The organism is Aeromicrobium endophyticum (assembly GCF_003586285.1).
GTDB lineage: Bacteria > Actinomycetota > Actinomycetes > Propionibacteriales > Nocardioidaceae > Aeromicrobium > Aeromicrobium endophyticum.
In genome coordinates this window covers 1,221,107-1,234,268 of the sequence record NZ_QUBR01000001.1, presented here as the reverse complement: position 1 = coordinate 1,234,268, position 13,162 = coordinate 1,221,107, and the positions used below count along the sequence as shown (strand labels likewise).

The following is a 13,162-nucleotide window of genomic DNA, read 5'->3' as shown; positions in this document are numbered from 1 at the left end:
CTCCCTCGCTTCGCTCGGTCGGCCCGTGGTGGCGGGCCTTGGTTGCGCTGTGCGGGTCAGTCGGTGCTGCAGACGGAGGCTGCGGCTACGACGAAGACGGCTGTGGCTGCGGTGATCAGGCCGAGCACGAGGCCGGCGTCGACGAATCCGTCCCACCCGAGCACGGGACGCACGCCGATGACGATCAGCAGCACGGTGGCGGTGACGCACCCGACCACGGCGCCGGCCGTCGTGCCGGCGATCGGTGCCGCTCGCCCGCGCAGCACCAGGGCGACGCCCGCCGTCCAGACCAGGCTGACGGCCAGGGCCGCGACGACGTCCGACGGTCGGTGCCAGCCGGCGACCACCGTCGACGCGCCCGTCATGGTCGTGGCGAGGCCGCCGGCGAGCGCGACGACGGGGCGCCACGCGCGGGGCGCCACCAGCAGCGCAGCACCGACCGAGCTGGCGACCACCGTGGTGTGGCCGCTCGGCAGGCTGTTGAGGGTGCCAAGGCCGAGATCGGGGCGCTGGAGCACGGTGTGCTTCAGCACCTGCGTGGTGACGTTCGCGCCGGCGATGACGGCGGCCGCCCCGGCCGCGAGGGCGATGCGCCCGCGCATGACCGAGACCACCGCGCAGCCGGCGACGACCGCGACGACGGCTCCGATGCCGACGTAGCCGAGCAGGCTCAGCATCGCGAGCTGCGTGTCGCGCCCGCCCATGACGGTGTGCATCGCGGAGTCGTCCCACTGCTGACCGCGCGGGGATCCCAGGGCGAGCCGCACCAGCACCACCAGCGTCAGCAGGCCGAGGAGCGCAGCGCTGACGGCCGAGGCGGTCGTGTCGCGGCGGACGATCGTGGTGCTCATCCCTCCACGATGCCTGACGACACCCCATCCGCGCTGTTCCACGTGGAACACATTCGCCCGGCGACGGTCCGGCCGGACCGGGGACCTTACTGGGACTTGGTGGCGGGCCTGCCCGGTCGTCACAGGTGCCGTTACGTGGCTCTCGCGAGGTGCCTGGCGGACGGATTGGAGGCCCGACACCTGTGGGTATGAGCTCAGACGCACAGAATGGCCCTCTATACTGGTGAGGTGACCCAAACTCCAGATCCTGCTGCCTCGTACGACGCCAGCAACATCCAGGTTCTCGAAGGGCTGGAGGCGGTGCGCAAGCGCCCCGGCATGTACATCGGCTCGACCGGTGAGCGCGGACTCCACCACCTCGTCTACGAGGTCGTCGACAACTCGGTCGACGAGGCCCTGGCCGGGTACGCCAGCCACATCAAGGTCGTCATGCAGGCCGACGGCGGCATCCGGGTCGAGGACGACGGTCGCGGCATCCCCGTCGACGAGCACCCCACCGAGAAGATGCCTGCCGTCACGCTGGTGCTGACCTCGCTGCACGCCGGCGGAAAGTTCGGCGGCGGCGGCTACAAGGTCTCCGGCGGGCTCCACGGCGTCGGCGTCTCGGTCGTCAACGCGCTGTCGACCAAGCTCTACGTCGAGGTCAAGCGCGACGGCTACCGCTGGACGCAGTCGTTCACCTACGGCGAGCCCGATGCCCCGCTCGAGCGCCACGAGGCCACCGACGAGACCGGCACCACCACGACCTTCTACGCCAGCGCCGACATCTTCGAGACCGTCGAGTACAGCTACGAGACGCTCGAGAAGCGCTTCCGCGAGATGGCCTTCCTCAACAAGGGCCTCGAGCTCGTGCTGCGTGACGACCGTCCCGACGTCGAGGGCGCCGAGGGTCCCAAGGGCGACGATCGTCCGCGCGACGCCCGCTTCCGCTTCGACAAGGGCCTGGTCGACTACGTCGACCACATCAACGTCGGCAGCAAGTCGCCGATCCACCGCGACGTCATCTCGATCGAGTCCGAGGACGAGTCCAAGGGCCTGTCGCTCGAGATCGCGATGCAGTGGAACGACAGCTTCATCGAGTCGGTCCACTCCTTCGCCAACACGATCAACACCCACGAGGGTGGCACGCACGAGGAGGGCTTCCGCGGCGCGCTGACCGCCACGGTCAACAAGTTCGCCACGGCGCAGGGCCTGATCAAGAAGGCCAGCGACAACCTCTCGGGCGAGGACATCCGCGAGGGTCTCACCGCGATCATCTCGATCAAGCTCGAGGAGCCCCAGTTCGAGGGCCAGACCAAGACCAAGCTCGGCAACAGCGAGGCCCGCTCCTTCGTCCAGTCGGTCCTCAACGAAGAGCTCGGCGCCTGGTTCGAGCAGAACCCCGCCGAGGGCAAGACCATCGTGCGCAAGTCGATCGACGCGGCCACGGCACGCATGGCGGCTCGCAAGGCGCGCGACCTGGCTCGCAACCGCAAGGGCCTCATGGGCGGCGGCGGGCTGCCCGGCAAGCTCGCCGACTGCCAGTCGCGCAATCCCGAGGAGTGCGAGATCTTCATCGTCGAGGGCAACTCGGCCGGCGGCTCCGCCAAGGGCGGCCGCGATCCGTACGCCCAGGCGATCCTCCCCCTGCGCGGCAAGATCCTCAACGTCGAGAAGGCCCGCATCGACAAGATCCTGCAGAACACCGAGGTGCAGGCGATCATCTCCGCGCTGGGCACCGGTGTGCACGAAGACTTCGACATGGCCAAGCTGCGCTATCACAAGATCGTGCTGATGGCCGACGCCGACGTCGACGGCCAGCACATCTCGACGCTGCTGCTGACGCTGCTGTTCCGGTTCATGAAGCCGCTGATCGACGCCGGCCACGTCTACCTCGCGCAGCCCCCGCTCTACAAGATCAAGTGGACCAACGCGCCGGCCGAGCTGGCCTACTCCGACAGCGAGCGCGACGGGCTGCTCACCGCCGGCGCCGCGGCCGGACGGCGACTGCCCAAGGAGGCACCGGTCCAGCGCTACAAGGGTCTCGGCGAGATGAACGACTCCGAGCTGTGGGACACCACGATGGACCCGGCCCAGCGCATCCTGCGTCAGGTCACGCTCGAGGACGGGGCCATGGCCGACGAGATGTTCACGATCCTCATGGGCGAGGACGTCGAGCAGCGGCGGTCCTTCATCCAGCAGAACGCCAAAGACGTCCGCTTCCTCGATATCTGATCTGACAGGCCTCTCATGACTGACACCACGCCTCCCCCCGAGCACGACCGGATCGAGCACGTCGAGCTGCAGGTTGAGATGCAGCGCTCGTACATCGACTACGCCATGAGCGTCATCGTGTCGCGCGCGCTGCCCGACGTCCGCGACGGGCTCAAGCCCGTCCACCGTCGCGTGCTCTACGCGATGTACGACGGCGGCTACCGTCCCGACCGCGGCTTCTCCAAGTGCAGCCGCATCGTCGGCGACGTGATGGGTCAGTACCACCCGCACGGCGACACCGCGATCTACGACACCCTCGTCCGCCTGGCCCAGCCGTGGGTCATGCGCGCGCCGATGATCGCCGGTCAGGGCAACTTCGGCTCGCCGGGCAACGACGGCGCGGCCGCGATGCGCTACACCGAGTGCCGGCTCGCGCCGATCGCGATGGAGATGGTGCGCGACATCGACAAGAACACCGTCGACTTCCGCCCCAACTACGACGGACGGTCGCAGGAGCCCACCGTCCTGCCGGCCCGGTTCCCCAACCTGCTGGTCAACGGCTCGGCCGGCATCGCGGTCGGCATGGCCACCAACATCCCGCCGCACAACCTCACCGAGGTCGCCGAGGGGGCGCAGTGGGCGCTGGCCAACCCCGATGCGTCGCAGGAAGAGCTGCTCGAGGCGCTGATGGAGCGCATCAAGGGTCCTGACTTCCCGACCAACGGCCTGATCGTCGGCACGCAGGGCATCGACAACATGTACCGCACCGGTCGTGGCTCGATCACGATGCGAGGCATCGTCGAGATCGAGGAGGACGCCAAGGGCGGCCTCAGCCTGGTGGTCAAGGAGCTGCCCTACCAGGTCAACCCCGACAACCTGGCCGAGAAGATCGCCGACCTGGCCATCTCCGGTCGCGTGCAGGGCATCGCCGACGTCAACGACGAGTCGTCGTCGCGCGTCGGACGTCGTCTGGTCGTCAAGCTCAAGCGCGACGCGGTCGCCCGGGTCGTGCTCAACAACCTCTACAAGCACACCGAGCTGCAGTCGAACTTCAGCGCCAACATGCTCGCGATCGTCGACGACATCCCGCGCACCCTGACGCTCGACGGCTTCATCAGCAACTGGATCACCCACCAGATCGAGGTCATCCAGCGACGCACCCAGTACCTGCTCGACGAGGCCGAGGCCAAGGCCCACATCTACCGCGGACTCGCCAAGGCGCTCGACGCGCTCGACGACGTCATCGCGCTGATCCGTCGCAGCCCCACGGTCGACGAGGCGCGCCAGGGCCTCATCTCCCTGCTCGACATCGACGAGCTGCAGGCCAACGCGATCCTCGAGATGCAGCTGCGCCGCCTCGCGGCCCTCGAGCGCCAGAAGATCATGGACGAGCTGGCCAAGCTCGAGCTCGAGATCGCCGACTACCGCGACATCCTGGCCAAGCCCGAGCGCCAGCGTCAGATCGTCTCCGACGAGCTGGCCGAGATCGTCGAGAAGTACGGCGACGACCGCCGCTCGCCGATCGTGCCCGCCGACGGTGACCTGTCGATGGAGGACCTCATCCCCGACGAGGAGGTCGTCGTCACGATCACCAAGGGCGGGTACGCCAAGCGCACCAAGACCGAGCTCTACCGCGTGCAGAACCGCGGCGGCAAGGGCGTTCGCGGTGCGGCACTGCGCGGCGACGACATGGTCGACCACATGTTCTCGACCACCAGCCACCACTGGATCCTGTTCTTCACCACCGCCGGCCGCGTCTACCGCGCCAAGGCGTACCAGCTGCCCGAGGCCGGGCGCGACGCCAAGGGCGGTCACGTGGCCGGGCTGCTGTCGTTCCAGCCCGACGAGGAGATCGCGCAGGTGCTGGCGATCCGCGACTACGAGCAGGCGCCGTACCTCGTGCTGGCCACCCGCAAGGGCCTGGTCAAGAAGACGCGCCTCGAGGACTACAACAGCCCGCGCCAGGCCGGCGTCATCGCGATCAACTTCCGCGACGACGACGACGAGCTGATCGGTGCCGAGCTGGTGACGCCCGATGACGACCTGCTGCTGATCTCACGCAAGGCGCAGGCGATCCGCTTCCGCGCGGACGACGAGCAGCTGCGTCCCATGGGACGCGCCACCTCCGGCGTCACGGGCATGAAGTTCCGCGACGACGACTCGATGCTGTCGCTGTCGGTCATCCGCCGCTCGGCCGATGCGCTCGAGCAGGTCGAGGTGCCCGAGGCCGACGAGCTGTTCGTCTTCACGGTCACCGACGGCGGCTACGCCAAGAAGACGCCGATCGACCAGTACCGCTTGCAGGGCCGTGGTGGACTGGGCATCAAGGCGATGCAGATCACCGAGAACCGCGGTGAGCTGGTGGGCGGCCTGGTGCTGGTCGACACCGACGACGTCATCTCGGTGACGGCGAGCGGTCAGGTGACCCGCAGCCTCGTCTCCGGCGTCAACCCCACCGGGCGTGGCACGATGGGAGTCAGCTTCGTGAAGTTCAAGGGGGACGATCGAGTGGTGACGATCGCGCGCAACACCGAGGTCCTCCAGGACGAAGCAGTGACCGAGACACCGGCCGACGACACGTCGACCGACGAGACTCCGACCGATGAGGGCAGTGACCAGTGACCGAAGAATCGAAGGGTTCGAAAGCCGTTCCCGGCTCCGGTGCTGGCGACGCAGCGCCGACCCAGGCCATCCCGCGCATCCCGAAGCCTGCGGCCGCGGGCACGTCGGCGTCGGCCAAGTCCGCGCCGAGCAAGTCCGCGCTGAGCAAGCCGGCACCGAGCAAGCCGGCTCCGACGAAGTCGGCACCGGCCAAGAAGGCAGCGGCTCCCGCCTCGTCCGCGACTCCGGCGGCAAGGACCGACCAGACCGACAAGGGCAGGCCGCGCAAGGCCGCCCCGCCGGCGACTCCCAAGCCCGACCCGAAGCGGCAGTTCCAGCCCGTCGGAGGTCCGACCGGGCGTCCGCTGACGGCGGCCGACTACGAGGCCACCACCAAGGGGTCGCCGGCCTCGACCTCGGTGATCCCCGCGGTCAAGGACCGGCCGGCCGATCCCCGGCCGTCCGCCCCGGGGGCCACGGTGCAGCCCGGCCCCGGTCGCCGTGCGAGCCTGCGCCTCACGCACGTCGAGCCGTGGTCGGTGACCCGGTTGGCCTTCGCGATCTCGGTTGCGATGATGATCGTGGCCGTCGTGGCCGTGGCGATCTTCTGGTTCGTCCTCGACTTCGTCGGCGTCTGGGACCAGATCAACGACAGCTTCACGACGGTGCTCAGCGACGACACCTCCGCGTTCAACGTCACCGACTACTTCGGCGTCGGCCGCGTGATCGGTCTGACGCTCGTGCTGTCGGCGGTCAACGTCGTGCTGATGACGGCCCTGGCCACCATCGCGGCGCACCTGTACAACCTCGCCGCCCAGCTGATGGGCGGCGTCGAGGTCACCCTGGCCGAGGACAAGTGACTCCTGCCGCTCCCCGAGTTGGGACGCCCGACCGGGGTGCGGTAGAGTTCAGGGCTGTTGCGGGCGTATAGCTCAGCTTGGTTAGAGCGCTTCCCTGATAAGGAAGAGGTCCGAGGTTCAAGTCCTCGTACGCCCACTCAACGAGGAGGTCGGATGAAGAAGTTCATCGCCCTCGGTCTCGCGGCCGCAGGTGCCATCTGGGCCCTCAACAAGAAGTCAGGCGGCACGCCGGTCGACAGCTGGGCGGCGGCCACCGACCGTCTCTGACGGGCGACTCCAGCAGCACGACACCAGCAACACCACCACTGGGGCCATGGCGCAATTGGTAGCGCACCTGCTTTGCAAGCAGGGGGTTCGGGGTTCGAGTCCCCGTGGCTCCACCGAACACCACGAAACCCCCAACCCTCCACGGGTTGGGGGTTTCGTCGTCTGGCGGTGCGGCGCCGTCCCCAGCTGTGGGTTGACCTGTGGATAGTTACAACCATGTGGTTCCGCAGGTCAGAGGCGGTTTACCCACACCTGTGCACACGCCTGTGGATGAATAACAGCGCTGTCATTCGGTCGTTCGATGAGCCGGCCGCCAACCGAGCAACGGGCCGAGGACCCCGGCCATGTCGGTGAGGATCTGCACGTAGTCGTCGTGGTCGAAGGTGAACGGCAGCGCGAAGGCCACCTCGTCCACCGCCTGGAAGCCGGCGTGGGCGTGGAGACGATCGGCGATCTGCTGGGACGTGCCGACCAGGTCGGCGGCGAACATCATGCGGCCCGGCCCCTGAGGCTCCAGTGTCCGAGGCAGGCGGGACGCGGCGTAGGCCTCGTAGCGGTCGACCTGGGCGCGGGATGCCGAGTCGGTCGGGATGACGACGAGTCCCTGCGAGACACGGGCGTCGTCACCGAGGGGGTGCAGCTCGCGGAACCGGTCGATCTGCGCCCGTTGGATGCCGGCGAAGCGGTCGCCGTCGCCCTCCAACGGATCCTCGGCCCGGATGACGCTGCTGGTGAGCAGGTTGAGGCCCTGCCGGGCCGCCCACTCGATCGAGGCGAACCCAGCACCGCCGTACCAGACGCGGCCGGCCAGCCCCGGTGAGTGGGGCTGGATGCGTGACGAGAACGTCTCGATGCCCTGCGTGCCCTCGAAGGTGCTGACCGGCTCGCCACGCAATCCGTGCAGCAGCCGCTCGACCCTCGCGTACGAGAAGTCCTCGAGCTCGGCCGTGTCGGGGTACAGGTGGGCCTTGATGTCGTCGTAGTGCGTGGGTACGCCGACGCTGACGCCCGGGTTGAGTCGCCCGCCCGACAGGACGTCGACGGTGGCGAGGTCCTCGGCCAGGCGGAACGGGTTCTCGAGGCCCAGCGGCGTGACCGCGGTGCCGAGCTCGATGTGCCGCGTCCGCTGGGAGGCCGCTGCCAGCACCGCGACGGGCGACGAGATGCCGTGCTGGAGGTGCCGGTGCCGCAACCAGGCGCTGTCGAAGCCGAGACGCTCGCCGAGCTCGATGATCTGGAGCGTGCTCTCGTGGCCTGGGCCCGGGTCGTGCTCGTCGAAGAGCCCGATGGTCAGGAAGCCCAGCTTGCGCAGCGGGCGGTCGTAGGTGCTCACGACGCCAGCCTATGGTTTTGCGCCCGAATCGCAGGCGACACCGTTCCGTAACGCGCGTGGACGATCCTGGCCGTGGCAGCTGCCGGACGGCTGACCTTCGCCCCCGAGAAGGAACGATCACATGAGTGCCAATCCCGTACGCCTGCAGGCCATCACCGACGTCGAGGCGTACGTGCCGCCGGCGCCCAGCTTCAGCCCCGGCGAGACGCCGGGCGACATCTTCGGCATGAACGTGTTCAGCAAGACCGTCATGCAGAAGCGTCTGCCGAAGTCGGTCTACCGGTCGGTCGTCGCGACGATCGAGAACTCCGAGACGCTCGACCCCCAGGTAGCCGACTCCGTCGCGTCCGCCATGAAGGACTGGGCGATCGAGAAGGGTGCGACTCACTACGCGCACGTGTTCTACCCCCTGACGGGATTCACCGCCGAGAAGCACGACGGCTTCTTCGACCCCGTGGGTGACGGCACCGCGCTGGCCGAGTTCGCCGGCAAGACCTTGGTGCAGGGCGAGCCCGACGCGTCCAGCTTCCCCAACGGAGGCCTCCGCAACACCTTCGAGGCCCGCGGCTACACCGGGTGGGACGTCACGAGCCCCGCGTACATCCTGGAGAACCCGAACGGCAACACCCTGTGCATCCCGACGGTGTTCATCTCGATGACCGGTGAGGCGCTCGACCACAAGACACCGCTGCTGCGCGCGCAGCAGGCCATGGCGGTGCACGCCGAGCGGGTGCTGACGCTGTTCGGGCACACACCCTCGGCGGTCGTGTCGTACTGCGGGCCCGAGCAGGAGTACTTCCTGATCGACCGTCACTTCTTCGTGGCCCGCCCCGACCTGCTCAGCTCCGGTCGCACCCTGTTCGGTGCCAAGCCGCCCAAGGGCCAGGAGTTCGACGACCACTACTTCGGGGCCATCCCCGAGCGTGTGCTCGGCTTCATGGCCGACACCGAGCGCGAGCTGTTCAAGCTCGGCATCCCCGCCAAGACCCGCCACAACGAGGTGGCTCCCGGCCAGTTCGAGATCGCCCCCATGTTCGAGGCCGCCAACGTCGGCGCCGACCACCAGCAGCTGCTCATGACGACGTTCAAGACCGTCGCCCGCAAGCACGGCATGGAGTGCCTGTTCCACGAGAAGCCCTTCGAGGGCGTGAACGGCTCGGGCAAGCACGTCAACTTCTCGCTCGGCAACGCCACCGAGGGCAATCTGCTGCTGCCCGGTGACACGCCGCACGACAACGCGCAGTTCCTGGTGTTCTGCGCGGCCGTCATCCGGGCCGTCCACCTGTACGGAGGCCTGCTGCGCGCCTCGGTGGCCTCGGCCAGCAACGACCACCGTCTGGGGGCCAACGAGGCACCGCCGGCAATCATCTCGATCTTCCTGGGCGACCAGCTGGCGGGCGTGTTCGAGCAGCTCGCGAAGGGACCTGCCACCTCGTCGAAGGGACGCGGCACGCTGCAGATCGGCGTCGACACCCTGCCGGTGCTGCCGACCGATCCGGGTGACCGCAACCGCACGAGCCCGTTCGCGTTCACCGGCAACCGCTTCGAGTTCCGTGCCCCGGGATCGCTGCAGTCGGTGGCCGGTCCCATGACGACGATCAACGCGATCATGGCCGAGGCCCTCGACCACATCGCCACCAAGCTCGAGACCGCGCTCGAGATCGGCACCGAGTTCAACGAAGCCGTGCAGGCCCTGCTCACCGAGCTGATCACCGACCACGGCTCGGTCGTGTTCAACGGCAACGGCTACTCCGACGAGTGGCAGGTCGAGGCGGCCGAGCGTGGTCTGCCCAACCTGCGCACGACCCTCGACGCCCTGCCCGAGCTGATCACGGACGCCTCGGTGCAGCTGTTCGAGCGCTACGGCATCTTCACCGAGAGCGAGGCGCACTCCCGCTACGAGATCGGCCTGGAGCACTACACGCAGAGCATCATGGTGGAGGCGCTGTCGACGCTCGAGATCGGGCAGACCTCGGTGCTACCGGCCGGCGTCCGCTACCAGACCGAGCTCGCGACCAACGTCACCGCGCTGACGGCGGCCGGTGTCGCCGCCGACCTGGACCTGCTCGAGGAGGTCACGTCGGTCATCGGTGACCTGCGGTCGGGCATCGGCGCGCTGCGCACCGCGATCGAGGTGACGCACCCGGCCGACGACGCGCTGGCCGAGGCCGCCCACGCGCAGTCGGCGCTGCTGCCGGCCATGGCGACGGTGAGGGCTGCCGCCGACGCGCTGGAGTCGATCGTCGCCGACGACCTGTGGCCGCTCCCGACGTACCAGGAGATGCTCTACATCCTGTGACGACGGTGACCGAGATCTCCTCGGGGCGGGCGGGCGCGCGACGGGCGCTCGCCCCGACTACCGTCGTGGTGACCGCTGACACACCAAGGAGACCCCATGCCGCAGACCGTCCGAGGAGTCGTCGCCCTGTCCAAGGGTGAGCCCGTCGTCACGACCAACATCGTCATCCCCGACCCGGGCCCGGGTGAGGCTGTCGTCGACATCAGTGCGTGCGGGGTGTGCCACACCGATCTGCACTACCGCGAGGGCGGCATCAACGACGAGTTCCCGTTCCTGCTCGGCCACGAGGCCGCGGGTGTCGTGGAGTCGGTCGGCGAGGGCGTCACCGACGTCGCCCCGGGCGACTTCGTGGTGCTCAACTGGCGCGCGGTGTGCGGCAGCTGCCGGGCGTGCCTGCGCGGACGTCCGTGGTACTGCTTCAACACCCACAACGCCAAGCAGAAGATGACACTCGAGGACGGCACCGAGCTGTCGCCCGCGCTGGGCATCGGCGCCTTCGCCGACAAGACGCTGGTCGCGGCGGGCCAGTGCACCAAGGTCGACCCGACGGCCTCGCCGGCCGCGGTGGGCCTGCTGGGCTGCGGCGTGATGGCCGGCCTGGGCGCGGCCATCAACACCGGCAACGTGCAGCGCGGCGACTCCGTGGCCGTCATCGGCTGCGGTGGCGTCGGCTCGGCCGCGATCGCCGGGGCGCGACTGGCCAACGCGGCCAAGATCATCGCGATCGATCTGGACGACCGCAAGCTCGAGTGGGCCAAGGGCATGGGCGCCACGCACACCATCAACCCGTCGACCGACGGTGACGTCGTCGAGGCCATCCAGGCGCTGACCGACGGCAACGGCGCCGACGTCGTGATCGACGCGGTCGGACGTCCCGAGACGTGGAAGCAGGCGTTCTACGGCCGCGACCTGGCCGGCACCGTGGTGCTGGTCGGCGTGCCGACGCCCGACATGCAGCTCGAGCTGCCGCTGATCGACGTGTTCGGTCGCGGCGGATCGCTCAAGAGCAGCTGGTACGGCGACTGCCTGCCGTCCCGTGACTTCCCGATGCTGGTCGACCTGTACCAGCAGGGCCGCCTCGACCTGGATGCGTTCGTGACCGAGACGATCGGCATCGACGACGTCGAGGCCGCCTTCGACAAGATGCACGCCGGCGACGTCCTGCGATCGGTGGTGACCCTCTGATGGCGGCTCGCGTGCAGAAGGTCGTGACGTCGGGCCAGTTCGAGCTCGACGGCGGATCCTGGGACGTCGACAACAACGTGTGGCTGGTCGGCGACGACGCCGAGGTGCTGGTCATCGACGCGCCGCACGACGCCCCGGCGATCCTGGATGCGATCGACGGCCGCACCGTCGTGGCGATCGTGCTGACGCACGGGCACAACGATCACGTCAACGCCGCGGTCGAGCTCGGCAAGGCCACCGGCGCCCAGGTGTGGTTCCCGCCCGAGGACCGGATGCTGTGGGACGCCGAGCACGACACCGCTCCCGACCAGGAGCTGCACTCGGGAGCGACCTTCGAGGTCGCCGGCACCACGCTGCGCGCGATCTCGACCCCGGGCCACTCCCCGGGCAGCACCTGCCTGTACGCACCCGACCTCGGCGTGGTGTTCAGCGGCGACACGCTCTTCAACGGCGGGCCCGGCGCGACGGGCCGGTCCTACTCGGACTTCGACACCATCATCGACTCGATCCGGGAGCGTCTGCTGACGCTCCCGGACGAGACCGTCGTGCACACGGGCCACGGCGACGACACCACCATCGGCGCCGAGAAGCCCCACCTCGACGAGTGGATCACTCGCGGCTCGTGAGCTGGGTGACCGTCAGCGGCCGCGCGGCCACACCAGCGCGGCCGCTGCCGCTCCGGCGGCGAGCACGACGACCGCGAGGAGCGGTCGCTTGTCGGTCGCAGCGACCTTCTCCTGCGCGCGTGCCTTCACGTCGAGCTTGGCCGCGAGGGCGTCGACGGTCTCGCCCAGGTGCTCGCGGGTGTCCTTGATCTCCTGCTCGAGGTCGGACGTCATCGTGACTCTCCCTGATCGGTGCCGTGCTTGGCGGTGTCGATGTCGGCCTTGACGCTCTCGACGCGAGCGGCCGGCGGATCGCCGGCGCCGCTGATGCTGCCCTTGCCGACCAGAGCGGCCACGCCCGCCGCGACGAAGAGCGCGAGCGTGACGATGCCGGCCGCGATCCACGGCTCGAGACCCTCGGCGATCGCCAGGATGATCGTGGCGATCAGCGCGCCCAGGCCGTAGAGGGCGAGGGTGCCGGCCAGGCCGAACAGCCCGGCGCCGACGCCGACCTTCTTGCCCGTGGTGGCGAGGTCCTGCTTGGCCATGGCCAGCTCGTCGCGGATGAGCGTCGAGATGTCCTCCATCGCCTGCGTCATCAGCTGGCCGGTGGACGCCTCACCGACGGGGGTGCGGTCGTCGCTCACGACGTGCCCTGCCCCGGCGCGATCGTCGAGGGCTGCTCGTGGCTGGTGTCGTTCGACGACACCTTGTCGACGACCTTGTCCTTGACGTCGCCGGCAGCCTGCTTGGCCTGGGCCTGCACGGCGTCGGCCGCGTCCTGGACCGTCGGGCTGTTCCAGGTCTTGGTCGCCTGGCTCTTGATCTGCTCGTAGCGCTCGCGGCCGGCGCGGGAGCCCAGCACGTAGCCGGCCCCCGCGACGACGAGCAAGGTCAGCTTCTTCACGTCAACCACTCCTCATCGGATGTCTGGAGTCGCGACGTACCCCCTTGAGCCGCTGCTACTC

At 68.9% G+C, this 13,162-nt stretch carries 11 protein-coding genes and 2 tRNA genes; 8 read left to right on the top strand and 5 right to left on the bottom strand.

All coding sequences use genetic code 11. The features are described from left to right. Positions 1 to 56: 56 nt before the first annotated feature. Positions 57 to 851 (bottom strand): phosphatase PAP2 family protein, encoded by a 795-nt coding sequence (locus tag DX116_RS06010; RefSeq protein ID WP_119703242.1) that lies wholly within the window; start codon positions 849 to 851, stop codon positions 57 to 59. Between the two features lie 228 nt (positions 852 to 1,079). On the opposite strand from DX116_RS06010, the gene gyrB reads away from it, so the two are divergent. The 5 genes from gyrB (at position 1,080) to DX116_RS05985 (ending at position 6,885) form a co-directional block, all read left to right on the top strand. After that, complete coding sequence (gene gyrB / locus DX116_RS06005; protein ID WP_233556578.1) at positions 1,080 to 3,065, top strand: DNA topoisomerase (ATP-hydrolyzing) subunit B; 1,986 nt, start codon at positions 1,080 to 1,082, stop codon at positions 3,063 to 3,065. Between the two features lie 15 nt (positions 3,066 to 3,080). Further along, positions 3,081 to 5,666: a DNA gyrase subunit A gene (gene gyrA, locus DX116_RS06000; protein WP_119703240.1), complete on the top strand. Its 2,586-nt coding sequence runs from the start codon at positions 3,081 to 3,083 to the stop codon at positions 5,664 to 5,666. Then, a complete protein-coding gene (locus tag DX116_RS20305; RefSeq protein ID WP_233556577.1) occupies positions 5,663 to 6,505 on the top strand; it encodes a DUF3566 domain-containing protein in 843 nt (280 codons plus the stop codon). Before gyrA ends, DX116_RS20305 begins: the two co-directional genes overlap by 4 nt. A 61-nt stretch (positions 6,506 to 6,566) precedes the next feature. After that, positions 6,567 to 6,641 (top strand) — tRNA-Ile (locus DX116_RS05990). Between the two features lie 171 nt (positions 6,642 to 6,812). Continuing rightward, positions 6,813 to 6,885: transfer RNA gene (locus DX116_RS05985), tRNA-Ala, on the top strand. Positions 6,886 to 7,058: 173 nt separating this feature from the next. Here DX116_RS05985 and DX116_RS05980 read toward each other — a convergent pair. After that, complete coding sequence (locus tag DX116_RS05980; RefSeq protein WP_119703239.1) at positions 7,059 to 8,105, bottom strand: LLM class flavin-dependent oxidoreductase; 1,047 nt, start codon at positions 8,103 to 8,105, stop codon at positions 7,059 to 7,061. 121 nt (positions 8,106 to 8,226) lie between these two features. Here DX116_RS05980 and DX116_RS05975 point away from each other — a divergent pair, with 121 nt between their 5' ends. The 3 genes from DX116_RS05975 (at position 8,227) to DX116_RS05965 (ending at position 12,215) form a co-directional block, all read left to right on the top strand. Next, positions 8,227 to 10,404, top strand: a complete 2,178-nt coding sequence (locus tag DX116_RS05975) for a glutamine synthetase III family protein (RefSeq protein WP_119703238.1) — start codon at positions 8,227 to 8,229, stop codon at positions 10,402 to 10,404. Between the two features lie 96 nt (positions 10,405 to 10,500). Continuing rightward, the gene (locus tag DX116_RS05970) at positions 10,501 to 11,589 is read left to right on the top strand and encodes an S-(hydroxymethyl)mycothiol dehydrogenase (protein WP_119703237.1); all 1,089 of its coding nucleotides are present in this window, start codon (positions 10,501 to 10,503) and stop codon (positions 11,587 to 11,589) included. Then, positions 11,589 to 12,215 (top strand): MBL fold metallo-hydrolase, encoded by a 627-nt coding sequence (locus DX116_RS05965; RefSeq protein ID WP_119703236.1) that lies wholly within the window; start codon positions 11,589 to 11,591, stop codon positions 12,213 to 12,215. Before DX116_RS05970 ends, DX116_RS05965 begins: the two co-directional genes overlap by 1 nt. A gap of 12 nt (positions 12,216 to 12,227) precedes the next feature. Here the strand turns inward: DX116_RS05965 and DX116_RS05960 are convergent, their stop codons facing one another. The 3 genes from DX116_RS05960 to DX116_RS05950 are packed head-to-tail and all read right to left on the bottom strand — an operon-like array spanning position 12,228 to position 13,101. Further along, positions 12,228 to 12,428 (bottom strand): DUF3618 domain-containing protein, encoded by a 201-nt coding sequence (locus DX116_RS05960; RefSeq protein WP_119703235.1) that lies wholly within the window; start codon positions 12,426 to 12,428, stop codon positions 12,228 to 12,230. After that, positions 12,425 to 12,841, bottom strand: a complete 417-nt coding sequence (locus DX116_RS05955; RefSeq protein ID WP_199715937.1) for a phage holin family protein — start codon at positions 12,839 to 12,841, stop codon at positions 12,425 to 12,427. The genes DX116_RS05960 and DX116_RS05955 overlap by 4 nt, the downstream gene beginning before the upstream one ends. Continuing rightward, entirely contained in the window at positions 12,838 to 13,101 is a 264-nt protein-coding gene (locus DX116_RS05950) for a hypothetical protein (RefSeq protein ID WP_119703234.1), read from the bottom strand. The genes DX116_RS05955 and DX116_RS05950 overlap by 4 nt, the downstream gene beginning before the upstream one ends. Between the last annotated feature and the right edge of the window lie 61 nt (positions 13,102 to 13,162).